Origin of the sequence: Azospirillum brasilense, from assembly GCF_003349955.1 — a bacterium.
GTDB lineage: Bacteria > Pseudomonadota > Alphaproteobacteria > Azospirillales > Azospirillaceae > Azospirillum > Azospirillum brasilense_B.
In genome coordinates this window covers 57,891-79,095 of the sequence record NZ_QLKQ01000004.1, presented here as the reverse complement: position 1 = coordinate 79,095, position 21,205 = coordinate 57,891, and the positions used below count along the sequence as shown (strand labels likewise).

General features: G+C 68.6%; 23 protein-coding genes. 9 read left to right on the top strand and 14 right to left on the bottom strand.

The genetic code is table 11. The features are described from left to right. Positions 1 to 154: 154 nt before the first annotated feature. The 4 genes from infC to DXK32_RS03055 all read right to left on the bottom strand — a co-directional run bounded on the left by infC (position 155) and on the right by DXK32_RS03055 (position 3,241). Positions 155 to 688 carry a translation initiation factor IF-3 gene (gene infC, locus DXK32_RS03065; protein ID WP_035673684.1) on the bottom strand — a complete coding sequence of 178 codons (534 nt, stop codon included), beginning with the start codon at positions 686 to 688 and terminating at the stop codon, positions 155 to 157. Positions 689 to 780: 92 nt separating this feature from the next. Beyond that, positions 781 to 984, bottom strand: a complete 204-nt coding sequence (rpsU, locus tag DXK32_RS03060) for a 30S ribosomal protein S21 (RefSeq protein WP_014198985.1) — start codon at positions 982 to 984, stop codon at positions 781 to 783. Positions 985 to 1,040: 56 nt separating this feature from the next. Next, entirely contained in the window at positions 1,041 to 1,193 is a 153-nt protein-coding gene (locus DXK32_RS31980; RefSeq protein ID WP_162801045.1) for a hypothetical protein, read from the bottom strand. Between the two features lie 314 nt (positions 1,194 to 1,507). Further along, a complete protein-coding gene (locus tag DXK32_RS03055; protein ID WP_247876945.1) occupies positions 1,508 to 3,241 on the bottom strand; it encodes a sensor histidine kinase in 1,734 nt (577 codons plus the stop codon). A 239-nt stretch (positions 3,242 to 3,480) separates the two neighbouring features. Here DXK32_RS03055 and DXK32_RS03050 point away from each other — a divergent pair, with 239 nt between their 5' ends. Together DXK32_RS03050 and DXK32_RS03045 are read left to right on the top strand one after the other, a co-directional pair. Continuing rightward, a complete protein-coding gene (locus DXK32_RS03050) occupies positions 3,481 to 3,867 on the top strand; it encodes a response regulator (protein WP_114857175.1) in 387 nt (128 codons plus the stop codon). Between the two features lie 30 nt (positions 3,868 to 3,897). After that, complete coding sequence (locus DXK32_RS03045) at positions 3,898 to 4,965, top strand: metal-dependent hydrolase (RefSeq protein ID WP_114857174.1); 1,068 nt, start codon at positions 3,898 to 3,900, stop codon at positions 4,963 to 4,965. Positions 4,966 to 4,977: 12 nt separating this feature from the next. On the opposite strand, the gene DXK32_RS03040 is transcribed toward DXK32_RS03045, so the two are convergent. The 7 genes from DXK32_RS03040 to DXK32_RS03010 form a co-directional block, all read right to left on the bottom strand. After that, complete coding sequence (locus DXK32_RS03040) at positions 4,978 to 5,688, bottom strand: ABC transporter ATP-binding protein (RefSeq protein WP_114857173.1); 711 nt, start codon at positions 5,686 to 5,688, stop codon at positions 4,978 to 4,980. Beyond that, complete coding sequence (locus DXK32_RS03035; RefSeq protein WP_114857172.1) at positions 5,675 to 6,433, bottom strand: ABC transporter ATP-binding protein; 759 nt, start codon at positions 6,431 to 6,433, stop codon at positions 5,675 to 5,677. The genes DXK32_RS03040 and DXK32_RS03035 overlap by 14 nt, the downstream gene beginning before the upstream one ends. Then, on the bottom strand, positions 6,430 to 7,443 hold the full coding sequence (locus DXK32_RS03030) for a branched-chain amino acid ABC transporter permease (protein ID WP_114857171.1): 1,014 nt from the start codon (positions 7,441 to 7,443) through the stop codon (positions 6,430 to 6,432). Before DXK32_RS03030 ends, DXK32_RS03035 begins: the two co-directional genes overlap by 4 nt. After that, the gene (locus tag DXK32_RS03025) at positions 7,443 to 8,312 is read right to left on the bottom strand and encodes a branched-chain amino acid ABC transporter permease (RefSeq protein ID WP_014198978.1); all 870 of its coding nucleotides are present in this window, start codon (positions 8,310 to 8,312) and stop codon (positions 7,443 to 7,445) included. Before DXK32_RS03025 ends, DXK32_RS03030 begins: the two co-directional genes overlap by 1 nt. A gap of 57 nt (positions 8,313 to 8,369) precedes the next feature. Further along, a complete protein-coding gene (locus DXK32_RS03020; protein ID WP_114857170.1) occupies positions 8,370 to 9,554 on the bottom strand; it encodes an ABC transporter substrate-binding protein in 1,185 nt (394 codons plus the stop codon). A gap of 91 nt (positions 9,555 to 9,645) precedes the next feature. Then, on the bottom strand, positions 9,646 to 11,010 hold the full coding sequence (locus tag DXK32_RS03015) for an MFS transporter (RefSeq protein WP_114857169.1): 1,365 nt from the start codon (positions 11,008 to 11,010) through the stop codon (positions 9,646 to 9,648). 128 nt (positions 11,011 to 11,138) lie between these two features. Further along, the gene (locus DXK32_RS03010) at positions 11,139 to 12,086 is read right to left on the bottom strand and encodes a Gfo/Idh/MocA family oxidoreductase (RefSeq protein WP_114857168.1); all 948 of its coding nucleotides are present in this window, start codon (positions 12,084 to 12,086) and stop codon (positions 11,139 to 11,141) included. 473 nt (positions 12,087 to 12,559) lie between these two features. Here DXK32_RS03010 and DXK32_RS03005 point away from each other — a divergent pair, with 473 nt between their 5' ends. From DXK32_RS03005 to DXK32_RS02980, 6 genes are read left to right on the top strand one after another with little or no spacing between them, the layout of a single operon-like run. Then, positions 12,560 to 13,294: a PIG-L deacetylase family protein gene (locus tag DXK32_RS03005; RefSeq protein WP_114857167.1), complete on the top strand. Its 735-nt coding sequence runs from the start codon at positions 12,560 to 12,562 to the stop codon at positions 13,292 to 13,294. Continuing rightward, entirely contained in the window at positions 13,294 to 13,965 is a 672-nt protein-coding gene (locus DXK32_RS03000; protein ID WP_114857166.1) for a 4-carboxy-4-hydroxy-2-oxoadipate aldolase/oxaloacetate decarboxylase, read from the top strand. The genes DXK32_RS03005 and DXK32_RS03000 overlap by 1 nt, the downstream gene beginning before the upstream one ends. Then, positions 13,958 to 15,016 carry a 4-oxalomesaconate tautomerase gene (locus tag DXK32_RS02995; protein ID WP_114857165.1) on the top strand — a complete coding sequence of 353 codons (1,059 nt, stop codon included), beginning with the start codon at positions 13,958 to 13,960 and terminating at the stop codon, positions 15,014 to 15,016. Before DXK32_RS03000 ends, DXK32_RS02995 begins: the two co-directional genes overlap by 8 nt. 24 nt (positions 15,017 to 15,040) lie before the next feature. Continuing rightward, on the top strand, positions 15,041 to 15,916 hold the full coding sequence (locus DXK32_RS02990) for an amidohydrolase family protein (RefSeq protein ID WP_114857164.1): 876 nt from the start codon (positions 15,041 to 15,043) through the stop codon (positions 15,914 to 15,916). Between the two features lie 41 nt (positions 15,917 to 15,957). Continuing rightward, positions 15,958 to 16,305, top strand: a complete 348-nt coding sequence (locus DXK32_RS02985) for a protocatechuate 4,5-dioxygenase subunit alpha (RefSeq protein ID WP_114857163.1) — start codon at positions 15,958 to 15,960, stop codon at positions 16,303 to 16,305. Between the two features lie 4 nt (positions 16,306 to 16,309). After that, complete coding sequence (locus DXK32_RS02980; protein WP_114857162.1) at positions 16,310 to 17,152, top strand: class III extradiol dioxygenase family protein; 843 nt, start codon at positions 16,310 to 16,312, stop codon at positions 17,150 to 17,152. Positions 17,153 to 17,270: 118 nt separating this feature from the next. On the opposite strand, the gene DXK32_RS02975 is transcribed toward DXK32_RS02980, so the two are convergent. From DXK32_RS02975 to DXK32_RS02965, 3 genes are all read right to left on the bottom strand, one after another. Beyond that, on the bottom strand, positions 17,271 to 18,491 hold the full coding sequence (locus DXK32_RS02975) for an NAD(P)/FAD-dependent oxidoreductase (protein ID WP_114857232.1): 1,221 nt from the start codon (positions 18,489 to 18,491) through the stop codon (positions 17,271 to 17,273). 29 nt (positions 18,492 to 18,520) lie between these two features. Then, positions 18,521 to 18,844, bottom strand: a complete 324-nt coding sequence (locus tag DXK32_RS02970) for a 2Fe-2S iron-sulfur cluster-binding protein (RefSeq protein ID WP_114857161.1) — start codon at positions 18,842 to 18,844, stop codon at positions 18,521 to 18,523. A gap of 84 nt (positions 18,845 to 18,928) precedes the next feature. Then, positions 18,929 to 20,092, bottom strand: coding sequence for a cytochrome P450 (locus DXK32_RS02965; RefSeq protein ID WP_114857160.1), 1,164 nt, complete (start codon positions 20,090 to 20,092; stop codon positions 18,929 to 18,931). Positions 20,093 to 20,275: 183 nt separating this feature from the next. Between DXK32_RS02965 and DXK32_RS02960 the strand changes: the two genes are divergently transcribed. Further along, positions 20,276 to 21,193, top strand: a complete 918-nt coding sequence (locus tag DXK32_RS02960) for a helix-turn-helix domain-containing protein (RefSeq protein ID WP_114857159.1) — start codon at positions 20,276 to 20,278, stop codon at positions 21,191 to 21,193. Positions 21,194 to 21,205: the final 12 nt, after the last annotated feature.

Here is a 21,205-nt window from a genome sequence, read left to right as displayed (position 1 = left end):
AAAGGCGCCGGGGGGTGCCGCTCCATTCTCGGGGCAGGATCGTCGGGGCAGGCATGGGAACGGGTGCCGGAAACAGGACCATCAAACGCATGGGGACCGCCCCACGAAGGGCGGTCCCCATGCCGTCAAACAGACTGTCGAACGCGTCGGCCGGTCAGCGCGGGGCGATGACCATGACCATCATGCGCCCTTCCATCCGGGGCATCTGCTCGACCTTGGCGATGTCCTCGAACTGGTCGCGCACACGGATCAGAACGTTCATGCCCAGATCCTGGTGCGCCATCTCGCGCCCGCGGAACCGCATGGTCATCTTGACCTTGTCGCCCTCTTCGAGGAAGCGCCGCGCCGCCCGCATCTTCACGTCGTAGTCGTGGTCATCGATGTTCGGCCGGAGCTTGAGCTCCTTGATCTCGATGATCTTCTGCTTCTTGCGCGCCTCGTTGGCCTTCTTCTGCTCCTCGAACCGGAACCGGCCGTAGTCGAGGATCTTGCAGACCGGCGGCTCCGCCTGGGGGGCCACCTCGACAAGGTCGAGTTCCGCCTCGACCGCAGCGTCGAAGGCGTCGCGCAGCGAGACCACGCCGATCATCTCACCATTGGCACCGACGAGGCGAACCGTGCGTGCCGTGATTTCCCGATTGATGCGCGGGCCTTCGCGGACCGGGTCCGCATCGTAGAGTTTAGCTATGTCCTGTCTCCAACGGTCTGTCCGGCGAGGAACCGGAATGGGTGCTGACGGCCCTGACGCCGTCCCTCAAATTAAGGCATCGGTGGCCACGGTCAATAGCCCTCGCGCTGCAAACGCTTGCGCAGCAGCTTTCGCCGCCGCCGGACCGATTCCGCCGCCTGCCGTGCCCGGCGCTCCGAGGGCTTTTCGTAACGCCGGTGCAGCTTCATCTCACGAAAAAGCCCTTCGCGCTGCATTTTTCTTTTCAGGACGCGCAGTGCGCCCCCCACATCGTTGTCGCGAACCTGGACGAGCATAGGGTGGCTGTCCCCCAATGGCTTGTGTGGAAAGGATTTTTTGACGGAACCGCTGCTCAGCCCATGGTATCGAGAACGATCTTTCGAATCTCCCGCGGGGTGAGGCGCGGCCAGCCCGGCGCCCACGCCGGCTCCACCACGGGAACGGGCCGCTGATGCTGGGGCTGGGCGGACTGGACCGTCCCGGTCGTCGGAAGCTTGATGGTCATGCGAATCCCCTTGCCGGCAAAGACGAAGCCCGCCGGCCTTTGTTGTTTTGTGTTGAAATCCGGGATGTGCCGCGCTCAAAGCGCACGCAGACCCGCGGCCGACACCATGGCCTTCCCGTCATCGGGAAGGCATCAAATACACTTTGGGAAAAAGAGGCCCAGAGCGGATGGCCGGGGCTGCAAACAACGAACCCCTTAGCAATCTTGATCTGTCCCAAATGGGAGGGTCCACCGGCTTTTACAAGCGAAGACTGAGCAGTAACGTCCGGATTTCCAAGAAATGATTTGGCCACACACCCGACGCCGGGATCACATCAGGCGTGAACGGCGACGGGACGATTCGCGTCGGCGGTGAACGGCACGCTGACGGTGGCGGCGCAGCCGGACCGCGAGGTGAAGGTTATGGTGCCGCCGACCTGCCGGACCAGCGCGTCGACCAGCGTCGTGCCGATCCCCCCCTTGGGTGGCATGTCCGGACAGCCGATGCCGTCGTCGGCCACGGTCATCGTCAGACGATGGCCGGCCTCCCGCAGCCGGACCGTCACCGTCCCGCCCCGCCCCTCGGGAAAGGCGTGCTTCAGCGCGTTGACGACGAGTTCGTTGGCGATCAGGCCGAGCGGCGTGGCGAGTTCGATGGAGCAGGCCACGTCATCCGCATCGGCGTGGATGGCGATCGTCTCGTTCGGGCGAAGCTCCTGAAGCGAGTCGCAGAGCTGGCGCAGGTGCGTCCCGAAATCGACGTTCATCAGGTCGCCGGAGGTGTAGAGCTGCTCGTGCAGGCGCCCCATCGAGGTGACGCGCCCGGCCAGCGCCTCGATGCGGCCCCGCGACAGGTCCCCCTTGGGCAGGCGGCGCATCTCCACCATCATCAGGCCATAGATCACCTGAAGGTTGTTCTTCACGCGGTGGTGGACCTCGCGAAGCAGCACCGTCTTCTCGGCGACCGTGCCGCGGAGCCGCCGGTCCGCCTCCTGCAGGTCGCTCACGTAGGCGTGCAGCGCCCCGGACAGCGTGGCCGCCTCCGTGTAGCGGCCGGTCAGCGGCAGGACAGGCATCGCGCCGTCGGTGCCCGCCGCCTCGACGGCCCTGGACATCGCGCGCAAGGGCGCCGACAGCCACGCCGCCAGAACATGGCCGACCAAGACCGCCAACAGGCTGGCGGCGATTCCCCAGGCGATCACCCGGTTCCGCAACTCGGTGACCGGCGCCATCGCCTGATCGACCGGCTGGCGGAGCACGACGCTCCAGCCCAGCCCGGGATAATCCCGGTAGCCCTTGGTCGGCGCCACGCTCGTCAGGAAGCGGCGCCCGTCCGGCCAGGATTCGATCCAGGCGCGCCGCCCTTGCGCCGACGCGAAGGCCAGCGGCTTGCCCACCAGGGGCTTGGGCCCGAGAATCACCGTGCCGTCGGCGGAGAGGATCATCGCCTCGACCGCGGCGTCCTCGGAAATCTGGCCGAGCACCGAGCGTTCGACCTCCGACGCCCAGTCCCAGCTCAGATGGGCGGCGACGACGCCGGTCAGCGTCCCCCGCTCGTCGCGCACCGGCGCCGCCAGATCGACGAAACGCGGAATCTCCATCCGGTTGGCGTACAGAAGCTTGCCCAGAACCACCGCGTCGTGCACGTCGCCGACATAGGGGCGGTCGAACCCCTGCTTCCACCAGTCGCGCGCGCTCACGTCCATGCCCTCATAGACACGGCCCGTCGCCGCCTCCAGAAGGCCGGTCGGCCGGATGAAGCCGATCCAGGCATAATCCGGATAGCTGTCCTGGAGCTTCTGGAGGACGGCGCGCCGCGAATCGCGGGAAGCGTCGGTCGCGCGGATGGTTTCAAGGCTCGTCACCACGAGAAGATCGCGGTAGCGCTCGAACATGCCACGGTCGAGCTTGTCGGCGACTTGGCCCGCGTAGAGGTGCAGCTGCTCACCGATCACGCGCTGAAGCCGCTCCCCGGCTTCGACCTGCAGAATCGCGGCGGTGCCGGCCGTGAAGGCCAGCCCGACACCTCCCAGACAGGCGATCAGCATCGTCCTCAGGCCGATTTTCAAGGTCGCGGGTCCTCCTTTGGTGAAGGCTTCCCCCGGCGTCGCCGTGCCGGTTCCCAGCAGGAAGAATGCACACATCCCCGCGGAACGAACAAGGGCTAGAAGCCCCCCGAAATGGCCGGGGAAACAACCATAGCCCGTTCAGCTTTGTTTTTCATCGCGTCGCCGGTTACAATCGTACCGGGAGCTGGACCACATCGTCCCGCACCCGGGACTGTGTTTTCTCTGTACGGTGAGCCGCCATGACCGAACCCCGCCACATCCTGCTGGTCGACGATGAAGCCATCGCGATCATGGCGCTGGAGCATGGCCTGATGGACGAGGGGTTCCGGGTCACCACGGCCTTCAACGGCCAGGAGGCCCTGAGGATCTGGCAGGGCGATTCCTTCGACGCCCTGGTCACCGACCTCAGGATGCCGGTGATGGCCGGCGACGAGCTGATCCGCAACCTGCGGAGCGAGGAACCCGGCCTGCCCGTGGTGGTGGTCAGCGGCTACGCCACCGGCGAGATTTCCGAAAAGCTGAAGGTGAGCTTTTCGGACCCCATCGCGATCATGCCCAAGCCGGTGCGCGTCGAAGAGATCTCCGGCGCGTTGAAGCGGATGCTGGCGGTCGCCCCCGGCGGCTGACGCCAGTTCATCACCACATCGCCAGGGACCATGGACACCGTCACCCAAATGCTTCTCGGGGCCACGGTCGCGCAGGCCGGCTTCCGCCGCCGGCTGGGCCGCCGCGCGCTGGCCGTCGGCGCGGGCATCGCGCTGATCCCCGACCTCGACGTCGCCGCCGGCTGGATCGGCGGCCCCTTCGCCAACTGGGTCCATCACCGCGGCCTGACCCATTCCATCCTGTTCGGCCCGGTCGCCGGGCTTCTGCTCGGCTGGCTGGTCTGGCGCTGGCAGCGCCGGCGCCATGGTCCCGACAGCCCGTCGGGCGACGGCGAGGCCCGGCGCGCCTGGATCTGGCTGGCCATCCTGGCGCTGATGACCCACCCGGTGATCGACGTCTTCACCTCCTACGGCACGCAGTGGCTCTACCCGCTCACCATCACGCGCTTCGCCATCAACGCGATGCCGATCATCGACCCGATCTACAGCCTGATCCTGGTGGTCTCGCTGGTGGCCGGCGTCGCGCTCCGCAAACGGGCGGCCCTGGCCCAGGACATCGCGGGCGCGGCGCTGATCCTGGTGACGGCCTACACGCTCGGCGGCTGGGCCATCAACGACCGCGTCGAGGCGCTTGCCACGGCGCAGACCGGCGGCACCGCCCAGGTGACGGCTTACCCGACCCTGTTCCAGCCGGTGCTGCGCCGGGTGGTGGCCGAAACGCCGGACGCGGTGCTGGTCGGCTTCCACTCCGTTCTGAGCGACGGAGAGATCCAATGGGAGCGCTTCGAACGGCAGCGCTCGCCGGCCATCGCGGCGGTCGCGGCGACCCCGGAGGCCGAGGTCTTCCGCTGGTTCTCGATGGACAACCTCATCTGGCGCGAACAGCCGCTGGAGTCCGGCAGCACCCTGGTCCAGGCGCTCGACCATCGCTACGGCATGCCCGGCGTCTCGTCGCTCGGCTTCTGGGGCATCCGGGCGGTCGTCGATCCGGCGGGGAGGCTGGCGGGTCCGGTGGAGACCTTCCAGACCCCCCGTGACGCGTCGGGAGCGGCGTGGCGGGACCTGTGGGTGCGCATCGTCGGCACGGGGCCGGCGGACCGGACGGTCCGCGCCGACTGACGCCGTAGACCTTCACACCGCCAGAGCGACGCCGAGGTGCCGCTCCATGAGGGCGTGGTCGTCCCGCAGAGCGGCGGCCGCCCCCTCATGCACCACCCGGCCGCGTTCGAGGATCACCGCGCTCTGCGCGAAGTCCAGGGCCCGGTCCACCTGCTGCTCCACCAGGATCAGCGTGATGGTGAGCTGCGCCAGCGCGTGCATCAGCTGGTCGCAGATCACCGGGGCCAGCCCCTCCAGCGGCTCGTCGAGCAGCAGCACCGTCGGCCGGCCGAGCAACGCGCGGGCGACCGACAGCATCTGCTGCTCGCCGCCGGAGAGCGCGCCGCCGCCGTTGCCCCGCCGCTCCTTCAGGCGAGGAAACAGCGCGTAGGCCTCCTCCAGGGCGGAGCGCGGACGGCCCTTCAGCCCGGTGACCAGATTCTCCTCCACCGTCAGCGAGCGGAAGATGTCGCGCGTCTGCGGCACGTAGCCCAGCCCGGCCGCCGCCCGTGCCGAGGAATTGAGACCGCCCAGCTCGACGCCGTCCAGCCGGATGCTGCCGGCGTGCCGCGTCGTCTGCCCGACCAGCGTGGCCAGCGTCGTCGTCTTGCCCATGCCGTTGCGGCCCAGCAGGGCCAGCCGTCCACCCGCCGGCACGGTGAAGGTCAGGTCTTCGACGATGCGGGTCTCGCCGTAGCCGGCGGTCAGGCCGGTGATCTCCAGCGTTCCTTCAGTGCGGCGCATTGGCCCGGCTCCCCAGATAGACCTCGCGGACGCGCGGATCGGCGGTGATCTCCTTCGCCGTGCCGCTGCACAGCAGGCGGCCCTGCGCCAGCACGACGATGCGCTTGGCGAAGCGGAACACCAGGTCCATGTCGTGCTCGATCATCAGCACGGCCAGATCGGCCGGCAGACGGTCCAGCGCGTCGAGGATGCGGTGGCTTTCCGAATGCGGCACGCCGGCCGCCGGCTCGTCGAGGATCAGGAGCTTCGGTTTCAATGCGAGCGCCAGCGCGATCTCCAGAAGACGCTGCTGCCCGTAGGCCAGCGCCCCGACGGCGGTGTCCGCCACCGGGACCAGCCCCATGCCGTCGAGCAGGCCGGCCACCTCGTCGGCCAGACCCGGCGTGCGCCGGACCGAGGCGAAGAGGCGGAAGGTCTTCCGCTCGCGCTCCAGAACGGCCAGCTCCAGATGCTCGCGCACCGTCATCGAGCGGAACAGCCGGGCCACCTGGAAGGAGCGGATCAGCCCGAGGCGCACCCGCGCCTGGGCCGACAGGCGGGTGACGTCCTGACCGGCCAGCCGGATGGTGCCGGAACTCGGCGCCAGAACGCCGGTCACCAGATTGACGAAGGTCGTCTTGCCCGCCCCGTTCGGCCCGATCAGCGCGCAGCGCTCACCGGGATGGAGCGCCAGGGTGATGTCGGCGGACACCTGCAAACCGTCGAAGTTCTTGCTCAGCCCCTGGACGTCGAGAAGCGCGGTCATGCCCGGTTCCCCTTGATGAAACGGTCGGCGAGCGAGGCGATGCCCCCCGGCAGGAACAGCACGGTGCCCATCAGGAACAGGCCGATGAACAGCATCCAATGGAAGGGGTCGATCGCGGCCATGACGTGATGGATGGTCATGAAGGCCACCGTGCCGATGATGGCGCCGACCAGCCGCCCGGCGCCGCCGAGCACCAGCATGACCAGCGCCTCCGCCGACCAGGAGAAGCTGACGCTGTCCAGCCCGACGATGCCGCTGGTCACCGCGGTCAGCGCCCCGGCCACCCCCGCGAACACCCCGGCGACGGCGTAGAGCGTGACCAGATAGCGGCGCGGCGAGCCGCCCAGCGCGGCGACGCGCAGCGGGTCCTCCTTCACCCCCCGGCAGGCCAGCCCGAAGGGCGAGCGGACGATGCGCCGCGCCACCAGGACACCGACCAGAAGCACCGCCAGCGCGAACAGGTAGGAGGTGCGCCCGAACATGTCGAAGCGGAACAGGCCGAACAGCGGGCTCGGCTCGATGCCCGACAGGCCGTCGCTGCCCCCGGTGAGATCGCGCGCCTTGTTGACCACCTCCTGGACGATCTGCACCACGGCGATGGTCAGCATCAGCAGCGTCAGGCCGCGCGCGTGCAGGATCAGCGCGCCGGTGACCAGGGCGACCAGACCGCCGGCTAGACCGCCGACGGCGAGCAGGACGAGCGGGTCGCTCACCAGATGCACGGCGGCGATGCCGGCGGCGTAGGCCCCGGTGCCGAACATCGCCGCCTGCCCCAGCGTGGCGATGCCGCCGAAGCCGAGCACGAGGTCGAGCGACAGGACGTAGAGCGCCGTCGCGGCGATCCGCGTCATCAGGCCGAGGTCGTTGGGAAACAGCCAGAAGGCGGCCAGACCGGCGGCGGCGAGCAGCGGAACCGCGGCCCCGCCGAGCGTCCGGCGCAGCCGGGGACCGCGCGCCGCGACCTGCGGAGGCTGGTCGGCGGCGACCGCGCCCATGTGACGTCCGCTCATCAGGCGGCCCTCCCCTGGAAGAAGCCGTGTGGCCAGCGGAACAGGATCAGGATCAGCGCGGCGTAGAAGAAGAACTCGCCGAAGCTGGGAATTAAGTATTTGCCGGCGGTGTCGACGATGCCGAGCGCGAGCGCGGCGGCGGCCGAGCCGAGGATGTTGCCCGCCCCGCCGACGGCGACCACCGCCAGGAACAGGACGATGTAGCGGATGGCGTAATAGGGCTCCAGCGGCAGCAGCTCCGCCCCCAGCACGCCGCCCAGCGCCGCCAGCCCGGTGCCCAGCGCGAAGGTCGCCGTGTAGAGGCGCTCCGTCCGGATGCCCAGCGCCGCGGCCATGTTCGGGTCGTCCACGGCGGCGCGCAGCTTGATGCCGAAATCGGTGCGCTCCAGCAGCCACCACAGGCCCAGCACGGTCGCCGCCCCCATGGCGATGACGAAGGCGCGGTGCACCGGGATCGACTTCGGCCCGATCGCCACGGTGCCGAGCAGAGCGTCCGGCAGCGGGATGCGCTTCAGCGTCGGGCCGAACAGGTAGTTGATCCCGGCGACGATGACGAAGGTCAGGCCGATGGTCAGCAGCACCTGGGCCAGCTCGTTGGCGGAGCCGTAGATGCGCCGGTACAGCAGCTTCTCCAGCGGCAGCGTGGCGAGCACGGTGAACAGGATCGCCGCCACCAGACCCACGGCGTAGGGCAGGCCCAGCCCCTGCGCGGCGTAGGAGGCGACGTAGCCGGCGACCATGGCGAAGGCGCCGTGCGCGAGGTTGACCACGCGCATCAGGCCGAGCGTGACCGACAGGCCGACCGAGATGATGAACAGGATCATCCCGTAGGCGACCCCGTCCACCACGATGCCGAAAAGCGTTTCCATCAGGAACTCCAGCGCGGACGGGCCCCTTCCCTTGGAGGAAGGGGCCGTCGATGGACCTTACTTGCCGGCCTTGAAGCCGTAGTCGGGCTGGTCGGGGAAGCCGGCGACCTCGGTGTTCTGCAATTTGCCGTCCTTGCGCTCGGTCACGCGCAGGTAGATGGTCTGGGTGACGTGGCGGGACTCGGGGTCGATCCGCACCGGCCCGCGCGGGCTTTCCCAGGCCATGCCCTTGACCGCCGCCACCGCCTTCGCCCCGTCGCTCTTGCCGCCCGTCGCCTCGACCATGCGGTAGATGACATGCGCGCCGTCATAGGCGCCGACCGAGGTGAAGGTGACGATGTCGGACGAGCCGAACAGCTCCTTGTGCTTGGCAAGGAACTGGCGGTTCAGGTCGGAGTCGTGGGCCTGGCTGTAGTTGAAGGTCGTGGTGATGCCGACCGCCGCGTCGCCGAGCACCGGCAGGTCCGGTTCCTGCGTGATGTCGCCGGGACCGAAGAACTTGATCCCCGCCGCTTTCAGGCCGGTGTCGCTGAAGGCGCGGGCGAAGCCCAGCGTCGTCGGGCCGGCGGGCAGGAAGGCGTAGATGGCCTCCGCCCCGGAATCCTTGATGCGCTGCATGAAGGGGGCGAAGTCTGTGGACTTCAGCGGCATGCGGATGCTGTCGACGACCTTGCCGCCGGCCTTCTCGAAGGTCTGCTTGAAGGCGGTCTCGCCGTCGATGCCGGGGCCGTAGTCGCTGACCGCGGTGGCCACCTTGCGGATGCCCTGCTTGGCGACGTGCTCGGCCAGCGGCACGGTGTTCTGCCACAGGGTGAAGGAGGTGCGGACGTAACGCGGCGACTTCTCAGTGATGGCCGAGGTCGCGGCGTTGAAGATCACGCAGGGGATGTTCGCCTCGTCGATCAGCGGGGCGACCGCCAGCGCGTCCGGCGTGAAGAAGAAGCCGGCGAGGTAGCCGACCTTCTCCTTGACCACCAGCTCCTGGGCCAGGGCCTTGCTCTGCGCCGGGTTGGCCTGGTCGAGGTCCTTGTAGACGAACTCCACCGTGTTGCCGGCGACCGTCTTGCCATGCTGGGCCTGATAGACCTCGATGGCCTGCTTGAAGGTCTGGCCGACCGTGGCGAAGGGGCCGGAGAACGGCGCGATCACCCCGACCTTGATCGTGTCGGCCCAGGCCGAACCGGCGTTCAAGGCGCAGACGAAAACGGTGCCCAGCAGGGCCTTGCGAAATGTTCCGGACATGTTTCCTCCTCGTTTTGAAAGCCCCCGTGCTTTTTCGTCGTTGATTCGGGGGCGCCTTGGTGTTGTCAGGGTCTGGGCCAGGGGCGGACGTTCAATGCCCCAGGGCTTCGACGGTCCGGCCCGTGCCGCTCGACCGGTCCTCGGGATGGACGAACTGCTTGACCAGCAGGGCCAGGGCGGCGACCAGACCCGGAACGGCGACGATGGCGAAGATGCTGGTGAAGTCGAGCTGTTGGCGGGCCAGCTCGGCCACCAGGAACGAGCCGCCGATCCCGCCGAAGCGGCCCAGCCCCAGCATCCAGGCCACGCCGGTGGCCCGCCCGTGGGTCGGGTAGAAGCTGGCGGCCAGCGCCGGCAGCGAGGTCTGGGCGGTGTTCATGATGGTGCCCGCCGCGAAGACCGTGACCACCAGCAGCCCGACATTCCCGGCGACCTGCCCGATGGCGTAGACCGCGCCGTAGGTCAGCACGAAGCCGAAGGCGATGATCCGGTTGGCGTTGAAGCGGTCCATCAGCCAGCCCGACAGGATGGCCCCGACGCCGCCCAGCGGGAACAGCGCGGCGATCAGCGCGGCGTCGCGCGGCGCCAGCCCGGCGTCCTTGAACAGGATCGGCATCCAGTTGATCAGCGCGTAGAAGATCACCAGCCCCATGAAGTAGGCGACCCACAGCATCACCGAGCCGACCAGATAACCGCGCGACAGCACGACCGCGATGCCGTTCCGCGTCTTGGTCGCCGGGGCCTTCTCGGTCATCACGAAGCCGGACGCCCCGGCCGCCGTCTCGGAGATGCGGCGCAGCACGGCGCGGATGCGCTCCACCGGGTGGTTGTGGGCGACCATGTAGCGGACCGATTCCGGCAGCAGAACCAGCAGCACCGCCGCCAGGACCAGCGGCGCGATCCCGCCCAGCACCAGCACGCTGCGCCAGCCCCACAGCGGGATCATCCAGGCGGCAAGGAAGCCGCCGAAGGCCGCGCCGAGCGGGAAGCCGCAGAACATGGCGTTGGTGACCATGGCGCGCCGCCCCTCCGGGCAATATTCGCTCATCAGCGTGACGGCGTTGGGCATCGCCGCCCCCAGCCCGAGCCCGGTGACGAAGCGCAGCATGACGAGCTGGTCCAGGTTGCCCGAGAAGGCGGAGGCCAGACAGGCAGCGCCGATGACCAGCACCGAGCCGATCAGGATCGCCTTGCGGCCGAAGCGGTCGGCCAGGGGCCCGGCGGACAGGGCGCCGAAGGCCAGCCCGAACAGCGCGGCGCTCAGCACCGGCGCCAGCGCCGGCCGCGCGATGCCCCACTCCGTCGTCAGAGACGGGGCGATGTAGCCGATGGCCGCCGTGTCGAAGCCGTCCAGCAGGACGATGAAGAAGCACAGCGCGAACACCAGCCACTGGTATCGCGAGAAAGGGTGCTCGTTGAGAAAGGCTTGGACGTCGACGCTGCGCGTGGTTGGCATGGGTTTCCTCCTCGGGGGACTCGTCACGGGGCGTTTTTTGTTTTGCGTCCCGTCTTTTGTTTTTTTGGGAATTGCGGCCCCAAGCAACCATAAGGCTGGGGCTGTGGGGCTGGCGACGCGTTCCCCGGTCAGGCGTTGAGCGATTTTTCCAGCCGGTCGAGCGTCCGCATGGCCGGCAGGCACTGCGCCACGCTGGCGTTGGGCTCGCGCCCGTCGCGGATGGCGGCGAAGAACTCGCGGTCGATCAGCTCGATGCCGTTGGTCGACACGGTGAGGCCGCTGAGGTCGATCTTGTTGTCCTTGCCGTCGTACAGATCGTCGTAGCGGGCGATGTAGGTCCCATTATCGCAGATGTAGCGGAAGAAGGTGCCCAGCGGCCCGTCGTTGTTGAAGGACAGCGACAGGGTGCAGATCGCCCCGGACGGCACCTTCATGCCGATGCTCATGTCCATGGCGATGCCCAGCTGCGGGTGAGCCGGCCCCTGCAGGGCGTGCACCTGGCTGGCGACCTCGCCGGTCTGGTACTGGAACAGGTCCACCGTGTGGCAGGCGTGATGCCACAGCAGATGGTCGGTCCAGGTGCGCGGCTTGCCCAGCGCGTTCATGTTGGAGCGGCGGAAGAAGTAGGTCTGCACGTCCATCTGCTGGATCGTCAGCTCCCCCGCCTGGATCCGGTTGCGGATCCACTGGTGGCTGGGGTTGAAGCGCCGCGTGTGCCCGGCCATGGCGACCAGACCGCTGGCCCGCTGCGCCGCGACCAGCCGCTCCGCGTCGGCCAGACTGTCGGCCATCGGGATTTCCACCAGCACATGCTTGCCGGCCTCCAGGCACTGGATCGCCTGGGTGGCGTGCACCGGCGTCGGGGTGGCGAGGATCACCGCCTCCACGTCGGTCCGCTCCAGGCTCTCGGCCAGATCCTTGGTCCAATGCGGAATGCCGCGCGCCTTGGCGAAGCCCTCGATGTCGTCCGGCTCGCCGCCGACCACCGACACCACCTCGACGCCGTCGATGGCGGCGACCGCCTCCAGATGCTTCACGCCGAAGGCGCCCGCGGCCCCCGCCACACAAATCCTCATCGCGTCCTCTCCCGAAATCCCTTGTCTGGGCCGGGAGCCCCCCGCAGCGGCGGGTCCGGCTCCTCGCTCCTTAATCCCTCATGATCGAATGGGTATCATCCCGCCCGTCGCCGAGGAAATTCGTTCGTCGAAGAGCCCATTTGTTTTTTGAATAGCGATAAGCCTAACCGGCGGGGAAGGAGCCCCGCCGAGGCGGCGGTAACATAGCCCTTTCCTTACCCGTCAACGCGCTTTCGAGCACAGCCCCGTATGTTGCATCCCCATGATTCGACATGAGATTACGCCCGACGCGACATCTTCGTATCACCCTCGGAGATGTCCCCGCGCCCGGCATCCCATGGCGAGGCCCGACCGAAAAACGCGTCTATAGCAAAACCAAATGGTAAGGAAGGGAGTTCGAAATAGGATTTGCCACCGGACCGGCGGATGATGGGCCATCGGAATTGGAATGCCCAGACTGGGAGCGGACATTCATGGCACAGAACAAAAGAGCGCTGGTGCTCAGCGCCCACTCGGCGGATTTCGTGTGGCGCGCCGGCGGCGCCATCGCGCTGCATCAGAAGAAGGGTTACGAGGTCACCATCGTCTGCCTGTCCTACGGCGAGCGCGGCGAGTCCGCCAAGCTGTGGAAGCAGGACGGCTGCACGCTGGAGCATGTGAAGACGGAGCGCCGCAAGGAGGCCGAGGCCGCCGCCAAGGCGCTAAACGCCCACGACATCCAGTTCTTCGACCTGGGCGACTACCCGCTGGAGATCGACCGCGAGGCCAAGTTCCGTCTGGTCGACGTGATCCGCAAGGTGCAGCCGGCCTTCCTGATGAGCCACTCGCACTACGATCCCTACAACACCGACCATTCCTACGCGACCAAGGTCCTGATGGAATGCCGGATGATCGCCCAGGCCTGGGGCCACAATCCGGGCCAGAAGGTGCTCGGCGCGCCGCAGCTCTACCTGTTCGAGCCGCACCAGACCGAGCAGATGGGCTGGAAGCCGGACGTCTTCCTCGACATCACCGAGGTGTGGGACAACAAGCGCGCCGCCATCGAATGCATGGCCGGGCAGGAGCATCTCTGGGATTATTACACCAACCTGGCGCAGAACCGCGGCAACCACTTCCGCCGCAACTCCGGCGGGCAGGCCGGCGGGCGCAACGCCCGCTACGCCGAAGGCTTCCAGTCGGTCTATCCCCGCACCGTGGATGAGCTGTGATGAACGTCGTCGTCCAAACCATCGAACGGGCCGACCCGGCGGTGATCGCCGGTCTCGCCGACTGCGGCGTCGCCACCGTGCACGAGGCGCAGGGCCGCAAGGGCCTGCTGGCCTCCGCCCTCCGCCCGATCTATCCGGGGGCCCAGCTCGCGGCCTCGGCGGTGACCGTGCTGGCCCCGCCGGCCGACAACTGGATGCTCCACGTCGCCATCGAGCAGGTGACGCCCGGCGACGTCCTGGTGCTCGCCACCACCTCGCCGTCGGATGCCGGCTATTTCGGTGACCTGCTGGCGACCTCGGCCAAGGCGCGCGGCTGCGCCGGCCTGGTCATCGACGCCGGGGTGCGCGACGTCCGGACGCTGACCGACATGGGCTTCCCGGTCTGGTCCCGCACGGTCTGCGCGCAGGGCACGGTGAAGGAGACGCTGGGCTCGGTCAACGTGCCGGTGGTCTGCGCGGGCGCCCTGGTGAATCCCGGCGACGTGATCGTCGCGGACGACGACGGCGTCTGCGTGGTCCGCCGCGAGGAGGCCGCCGACGTGCTGGCGAAGGCGCGGGACCGGCTGGCCAAGGAGGAGGAGAAGCGGGCGCGGCTCGCCGCCGGCGAACTCGGCCTCGACCTCTACGGCATGCGCGGTCCGCTCGCCGCGAAGGGGCTGCGCTATGTCTGACGGCGTGCGCTGCCTGTGGATGCGCGGCGGGACCTCCAAGGGCGGGTATTTCCTGGCCGACGACCTGCCGTCCGGCACGGCGGCGCGCGACGCCTTCCTGTTGCGGGTGATGGGCTCGCCCGACCCGCGCCAGATCGACGGGATGGGCGGCGCCGACCCGCTGACCTCCAAGGTGGCGGTGGTGCGCCGGTCGGAACGGCCGGGCGTGGACGTGGACTACCTGTTCCTTCAGGTGTTCGTGGACAAGGCCATCGTCACCGACGCCCAGAACTGCGGCAACATCCTGGCCGGCGTCGGCCCCTTCGCCATCGAGCGCGGCCTCGTCGCCGCCCGCGACGGCGTGACGCCGGTGACCATCCACATGGAGAACACCGGGCAGGTGGCGGTGGCGAGCGTGCCGACGCCGGGCGGGGCGGTCACCTACCGGGGCGAGGCGCGCATCGACGGCGTGCCCGGCACGGCGGCGGCGATCCCCATCGAGTTCCGCGACACCGCCGGCTCCTCCTGCGGGGCGCTGCTGCCGACGGGCAACGTGGTGGACGTCATCGACGGCGTTCCGGTCACCTGCATCGACAACGGCATGCCGGTGGTGGTGCTGCGCGCCGCCGACCTCGGCGTGCGCGGTGACGAGACGCGGGAAGAGCTGGACGGCAACGCGGCGCTGAAGGCCCGGCTGGAATCGATCCGGCGGCAGGCCGGACCGCGGATGAATCTGGGCGACGTGACGGACAAGTCGGTGCCGAAGATGACCCTGGTCAGCGCGCCGGCCAACGGCGGGGCGATCTCCACCCGGACCTTCATCCCGCACCGCTGCCACGCCTCCATCGGCGTGCTCGGCGCGGTCAGCGTCGCCACCGCCTGCGCGCTGGCGGGCTCCCCCGCCGCGGCGCTCGCCGTGGTCCCCGACGGCGCCACCCGGACGCTGAGCGTCGAGCACCCGACCGGCGAGATGACCGTGGTCCTCGACCTCGACGGCTCCGGAACGGTGACCCGCGCCGCCCTGCTGCGCACCGCCCGCAAGCTGTTCGACGGCACCGTCTACGCCGACTGATTTTTTCCCCGAAGGGAGCCTTCCATGGACGCCGACTACCGTCCCTTCCACCCGAACCCGAGCAAGCCGGCCTACACGCCGCCGCCCGGCGCGGTGGACGCCCACTGCCACGTCTTCGGCCCGGCCGACCGCTTCCCCTACGCGCCGGAGCGCAAATACACCCCCTGCGACGCGCCGAAGGAAAAGCTGTTCGCCCTGCGCGACGAGCTGGGCTTCGCGCGCAACGTCATCGTCCAGGCGACCTGCCACGGCAAGGACAACCGGGCGCTGGTCGACGCGCTGAGGGCCTCCAACGGGCTGGCGCGCGGCGTCGCCTCCGTCGGCCCCTCGATCACCGAGGGCGAACTGGCCGAGCTGCACGAGGCCGGCGTGCGCGGGGTGCGCTTCAACTTCGTCAAGCGTCTGGTGGACGCGACGCCCAAGGCGGTCTTCCTCGGCATCGCCGACAAGATCGCAAAATTCGGCTGGCACATCGTGGTCTATTTCGAGGCGCCGGACCTGGACGACCTCACGCCCTTCCTGCGCGAGCTGCCGACCACCATCGTCGTGGACCATATGGGCCGCCCGGACATCGCCAAGGGCGTGGACCACCCGCAGTTCCGGAAGTTCGTCGCCCTGATGGACGAGAACCCGAAGGTCTGGAGCAAGGTGAGCTGCCCCGAGCGGCTGAGCGTCCAGGGTCCGCCGTCCTACGACGACGTGGTGCCCTTCGCCCGCCTGCTGGTCGACCGCTTCACCGACCGCGTGCTGTGGGGCACCGACTGGCCGCACCCGAACATGACCTCGCATATGCCCGACGACGGGCATCTGGTCGACGTCATCCCCCGCATCGCCACCGACGAGGCCAAGCAAAAGGCGCTTCTCGTCGACAACCCGATGCGGCTTTACTGGCCCGAATAAGCCCAAAAACGAGCGACAGAAACGAAAAGGAGGAAACACCCGTGACCGCACCCCACGAGCCGATCCCCGGCACCACCATCTTCGACGGCCGGATGGCCATGAAGGGCTATCCGCTCAACAAGATGTGCTACTCGTTCAACGAGGCCGCGGCCCGGCAGGAATTCCTGGCCGACGAGGACGCCTACTGCGCCAAGTTCGGCCTGACCGACGAGCAGAAGACGGCCATCCGGGAGCGCAACGCGCTGGCCCTGCTCGCGGCCGGCGGCAACATCTACTACCTCGCCAAGTTCATCGGCATGCTCGGCCTGAATGTCCAGGACATCGGCGCGCAGCAGACCGGCATGACGGTCGAGGAATTCAAGGCGAAGCTCAAGGCGGCGGGGAACTGAGACCATGGCCAAGATCGTCGGTGGCGTCACCACCTCCCACATTCCCGCGATCGGCAACGCCATCGCCAACGAACTCTTCGAGGACCCCTACTGGAAGCCGTTCTTCGACGGCTATCCCAAGGCCCGCGAGTGGCTGGCCGAGGTCAAGCCGGACGTGGCGATCGTGGTCTACAACGATCACGGGCTTAACTTCTTCCTCGACAAGATGCCGACCTTCTCCATCGGCGCGGCCCCGGAGTACCAGAACAAGGACGAGGGCTGGGGCCTGAAGCCACTGCCGCCCTACCCCGGCGATCCGGAGCTGTCCTGGCACATCATCGAATCGCTGGTGAACGACGAGTTCGACATCTGCTCCTGCCAGGAGATGGCGGTGGACCACGGCTTCACCGTGCCGATGGCCCTGCTGTGGCCCGACCAGACCCAGCGCCCCGTCCGCACCATTCCGGTGGCGGTCAACACGGTGCAGCACCCGCTGCCGACCCCGGCGCGCTGCCTGAAGCTGGGCGAGGCCATCGGCCGCGCGGTGGCGTCCTACCCCAAGGACCTGAAGGTGGTCGTGCTGGGCACCGGCGGCCTGTCGCACCAACTCGACGGCGAGCGGGCGGGCTTCATCAACAAGGACTTCGACCTGATGTGCCTGGAGAAGATCGTCGACGAGCCGGAGGCGCTGGCGAAATACTCCATCCACGATCTGGTCCGGCTGGCCGGCGCCCAGGGGGCGGAGCTGATCCTCTGGCTGATCATGCGCGGCGCGCTGGGCAAGAGGGTCTCGAAGGTCCACAGCAACTACCACATCCCGATCTCCAACACCGGGGCCGGCCTGCTGGTCCTGGAAAGCGCGGTCTGATCGGGCCTTCCGTTGGTCTCCGTCCGCCGATGCGTTCCCCGGCGGACGGGGATCATGCGGAACAGGCCGGTGCAGCGCGCGCTGCACCGGCCTGTTTCTTTGCGTCACGACACGGCAATCAGCGCGTCAGGGACGCCAGCGGGAAGGTCTCGTCGGCCGCTTGGTCCGGCGTCAGCGCGGCCTTGCGGTCCAGCAGCTTGCGGCCAACCATGTGGTCCGCCGGGCGGTTGACGGAGTCGATGGCGACCAGGGCGCCCTCGCGGAAATAGAAGGCCGAGAAGCGGCGCTCCTCCGGCGACCCGCGCAGCACCATCCGGTCGTGAGCAGCGGACAGGCCGACGATCTGCAGCTTCACGTCATACTGATCGGACCAGAACCAGGGCGCCGCCGTGAAAGGACGTTCCCGCCCCAGCAGCGCGGCGGCGGCCGACTTCCCCTGCTCGACGGCGTTCTGCACCGACTCCAGCCGCAGCAGCGCCCCCGTGCCGGTGCGCCGGGCCGTGCAGTCGCCGACCGCAACGATGGCCCGATCGTCGGTGCGGGCGCAATCGTCTACCAGGACACCGCCGTCGCACGCCAGCCCGCAGCCCTCGGCCAACGCCGTGTCGGGGACGATTCCGACGCCGACCACCACCAGATCCGCCGGGTGCGAGCGCCCGTCGGCGGTGCGCACGGCACTGACGCGGCCCCCCTCCCCGTCCAGCGCGACGACCTTGGCTCCCAGCTCGACCATCACGCCCTGCCCGCGGTGCAGGTCGGCGTAGAAGCCCGCCAGGAACGGCGTCGCCGAGCGGGCGAGCAGCCGGTCCGCGGCCTCCAGAATGGTCACCTCCAGGCCGCGCTTGCGCGCCGCCGCCGCGACCTCCAGCCCGATGTAGCCGCCGCCGATCACCACCACCCGCGCCGCCCGGTCGAGCGCCCCGCGTATCCGCCGCGCGTCGTCCAGCGACCGCAGGCCGAGCACACCATCCAACCCGTCACCGGCAATCGGCAGACGGCGCACCCGTGCGCCGGTGGCGAGCGCCAGCCCGCTATAGTCCAGACGGCGCCCGTCCTCCAGGCGCACCTGCCGGGCGGAGCGGTCGATGGCGACGACGCGCATGCCAGTGAGCAGAGCGATGCGCTGCCGCTCGAAGAACTCGGCGCCGCGGATGGCGAGCTGCGCCTCCTCCATCGTGCCGGCGAGAATCGCCTTGGACAGCGGCGGCCGGTGATAGGGGGTCGCAGCCTCCTCCCCGATCAGCGTGATGGGACCGTCATAGCCCTCGGCGCGCAGGGATTCGGCGACCTGCAAGCCGCCCTGCCCCGCCCCGACGATGACCATTCCCGCTTCGACCATTCCCGCGTCCGCTTGCGCCGAGTCGCCCATCAGCTCTGGGCCTCCGGCAGGCGGACCACGAGGCCGTCCAGCGCGTCGCTCACCCGGATCTGGCAGGACAGGCGGCTGTTGCTCCGCCGCTCCGACGCCGTGCAGCCGAGCATTTCCTCCTCCGTCTCGCTGGGCGGCGGCAGGGAGTCGACGAGCGCCTCGTCCACGTAGCAGTGGCAGGTCGCGCAGGCGCAGGAACCGCCGCATTCGCCCTCGATGCCGGCGACGCCGCTTTGCACCGCGCCCTGCATCAGGGTCCAGCCCGTCGGGATGTCCACGACCTGCTCCAGGCCGTCGTGCTCGATGAAGGTGACCTTCGCCATGACCGAAACTTCCTTTTAAAAAAGCGTGTTCCGGGACGACGGCGCGGCCGGAGTCTCCCCCAGCCGCGCCGTCGTCCCAGATGTTCAGCCGACCGCCAGTTCGAGGCGGGTCGGGCTGCGGAAGGTGGTGGAGGGCATCCAGGGCAGTTGGTCCTGCACCCGGACGAACTCCGGCACGCGCTTCAGGAATTCCTCGCAGGCGACGCGGGCGGCCAGACGGGCGAAGGCGGTGCCGAGGCAGGCGTGGACGCCGCCGCCGAATCCCAGATGGCCCTTCGGCTTGCGGTCGATGTCGTAAAGATGGGCGTTGGCGAAGCGCCGCTCGTCGCGGTTCCCCGATCCATAGGCGAGGCAGACGAAATCACCGGCGCGCATCGTCTGGCCATGCAGCTCGACGTCCTTCTGCAGGCAGCGGCGGAAGCGCTGGGCCGAGGTGTTGAAGCGCAGCGATTCCTCGATGGCGTCGGGGATCAGCGCCGGGTTGGCGGCGAGCCGGCGGCGCGCGTCGGCGTGGTCGGCGAGGTTCAGGGCGAACATCGCGAGGAAGCCCGACAGGGACTCGATGCCGGCCATGATCAGCGTGGTGATGGTCATCTGCACCTCGCGGTCGGCCAGCTTCTCGCCCGCGACCTCGGCCTGGATCAGGGCGGTGATCAGGTCGTCTCCGGGCTCGCGCTTGCGCAGTTCGACCAGCTCCTTGGCGTATTCGCTCATCCACTGGAAGGCGGCGAGGTGCTCCGGCCCCTTCTGGCGGGTGCGGGGATCGGACTGCACCATCAGCACGGCCTTGTCGCGCACCATCCGCTCGTTCTCGCGCGGCAGATTGAACAGGCCAAACAGCACGTCCACCGTGACCTTGCTGGAGACGTCGCTGACGAAGTCGAAGGTCTTCTCCCCCTGCACGGCGTCGAGCGCCCGGTTGGCCGAGGCGCGCACCGGCTCGGTCAGCCCTTCCACGGCCTTCTTGGTGAAGGCGAACTGGACGATGCTGCGCAGGCGGTCGTGGCGGGGCGGATCGGTGGTGCCCAGCGTGTTGCCGGCGCGGTTGGGCATCTCGTCCATCAGGTTGCCCTTGGCCGAAGAATAGGTTTCCCAGTCGTTCAGCGCGGTGACGATGTCGTCGTAACGCGACAGCACCCACATGTTGGCTTCCTCGCTCCAGAAGCAGGGATGTTCGTCACGCAAGGTCTTGTAGAAAGGAAACGGGTCGGCGTCGACGGCCGGTGAGTAGGGATCGAAGCGAAACATCGGGCGCAGTCCTCCGACGCCCGCGGCGGCGGGCGGCCAATTGACGATTTTTGGTTTGGATTGACGCGAACCGTTCAGGTCGCGAACAATTGCATCCTAAACGGGTCGACCCGCCTCGCGGAATGGACGAAGCGGAAGGAAAATTGTACTTTTCCGACAAACGAAGGCGCGTGGGAGGACGGCATGGAACAGCATGCGGACGGGCTGGCGCAGACGCCTTCCGGGATGGTCCCGCTGTTCGCGCTCTACGGCGAGGAGGCCCGGCTCACCGACGCCGAATTCATCCACATCGAGGACATCGAAAGCCGCAGCCGCCTCTATGATTGGGGCATCGGCTCCCACACCCACCGCGGGCTGTTCCAGCTGGTGGCGGTGCTCGACGGCGGGGCGCGCGTGCAGATCGACGACCGGGTGGCGGAGGTCGCGGCCCCCTGCGTGATCGTCGTTCCCCCGGCGGTGGTGCATTCCTTCCAGTTCCAGCCGGGCAGCCACGGCTATGTGCTGACGGTGGCCGAGGTGATGCTGTTCGACGGGGCCAGCGCGCAGAGCCGGCCGCTGTTCGAGGCGCTGTTCCTGCGCCCCTGCCTGATCGATTTCACCGACGCCCCGGCGGCGGCGGGGCGCGTCGCCGCGCTGCTCGACCAGCTGATGACGGAGTTCCGCTGGCCGCAGCTCGGCCGGTCGGCGATGTGCGAGTGGCTGCTGCGCGGCGTCCTGCTGCTGCTGGAGCGCCAGCGCGCGGCGGCGGCCGGCGCCGACCCGGCGGAGCGCGTGCGCACCGCGCTGTTCGCCCGCTTCCGCGCGCTGGTCGAGGACCATTTCACCGAACATTGGACGATCCCGCGCTACGCGGACGCGCTGGGGATCACGGAATCGCGGCTGAACCGCCTGTGCCGGCATCTCGCCGGCCGCTCCGCCTTCGAGGTGGTGCAGGACCGCCTGCTGCTCGAAGCGAAGCGCCGTCTGGTCTACATCGCCGCACCGGTGGCGATGATCGCCTATGAGCTGGGCTTCCAGGATCCCGGCTATTTCAACCGCGTCTTCAAGAGGCTGACCGGGAAGACGCCGGCCGCCTTCCGGCGTGCGGCGCGGGCCGAATAGCGCGAACCGTTC

Coding starts and splice junctions, on each gene's coding strand:
- DXK32_RS02975 (WP_114857232.1), bottom strand. CDS start 18,491: ATGGTCGAAGCGGGAATGGTCATCGTCGGGGCGGGGCAGGGCGGCTTG.
- DXK32_RS03000 (WP_114857166.1), top strand. CDS start 13,294: ATGAACGTCGTCGTCCAAACCATCGAACGGGCCGACCCGGCGGTGATC.
- DXK32_RS02990 (WP_114857164.1), top strand. CDS start 15,041: ATGGACGCCGACTACCGTCCCTTCCACCCGAACCCGAGCAAGCCGGCC.
- DXK32_RS03045 (WP_114857174.1), top strand. CDS start 3,898: ATGGACACCGTCACCCAAATGCTTCTCGGGGCCACGGTCGCGCAGGCC.
- DXK32_RS03025 (WP_014198978.1), bottom strand. CDS start 8,312: ATGGAAACGCTTTTCGGCATCGTGGTGGACGGGGTCGCCTACGGGATG.
- DXK32_RS02980 (WP_114857162.1), top strand. CDS start 16,310: ATGGCCAAGATCGTCGGTGGCGTCACCACCTCCCACATTCCCGCGATC.
- DXK32_RS02960 (WP_114857159.1), top strand. CDS start 20,276: ATGGAACAGCATGCGGACGGGCTGGCGCAGACGCCTTCCGGGATGGTC.
- DXK32_RS31980 (WP_162801045.1), bottom strand. CDS start 1,193: ATGACCATCAAGCTTCCGACGACCGGGACGGTCCAGTCCGCCCAGCCC.
- DXK32_RS03010 (WP_114857168.1), bottom strand. CDS start 12,086: ATGAGGATTTGTGTGGCGGGGGCCGCGGGCGCCTTCGGCGTGAAGCAT.
- DXK32_RS03050 (WP_114857175.1), top strand. CDS start 3,481: ATGACCGAACCCCGCCACATCCTGCTGGTCGACGATGAAGCCATCGCG.
- DXK32_RS03020 (WP_114857170.1), bottom strand. CDS start 9,554: ATGTCCGGAACATTTCGCAAGGCCCTGCTGGGCACCGTTTTCGTCTGC.
- DXK32_RS02965 (WP_114857160.1), bottom strand. CDS start 20,092: ATGTTTCGCTTCGATCCCTACTCACCGGCCGTCGACGCCGACCCGTTT.
- DXK32_RS02995 (WP_114857165.1), top strand. CDS start 13,958: ATGTCTGACGGCGTGCGCTGCCTGTGGATGCGCGGCGGGACCTCCAAG.
- DXK32_RS02970 (WP_114857161.1), bottom strand. CDS start 18,844: ATGGCGAAGGTCACCTTCATCGAGCACGACGGCCTGGAGCAGGTCGTG.
- DXK32_RS03015 (WP_114857169.1), bottom strand. CDS start 11,010: ATGCCAACCACGCGCAGCGTCGACGTCCAAGCCTTTCTCAACGAGCAC.
- DXK32_RS03030 (WP_114857171.1), bottom strand. CDS start 7,443: ATGAGCGGACGTCACATGGGCGCGGTCGCCGCCGACCAGCCTCCGCAG.
- rpsU (WP_014198985.1), bottom strand. CDS start 984: ATGCTCGTCCAGGTTCGCGACAACGATGTGGGGGGCGCACTGCGCGTC.
- DXK32_RS03040 (WP_114857173.1), bottom strand. CDS start 5,688: ATGCGCCGCACTGAAGGAACGCTGGAGATCACCGGCCTGACCGCCGGC.
- DXK32_RS03005 (WP_114857167.1), top strand. CDS start 12,560: ATGGCACAGAACAAAAGAGCGCTGGTGCTCAGCGCCCACTCGGCGGAT.
- DXK32_RS03035 (WP_114857172.1), bottom strand. CDS start 6,433: ATGACCGCGCTTCTCGACGTCCAGGGGCTGAGCAAGAACTTCGACGGT.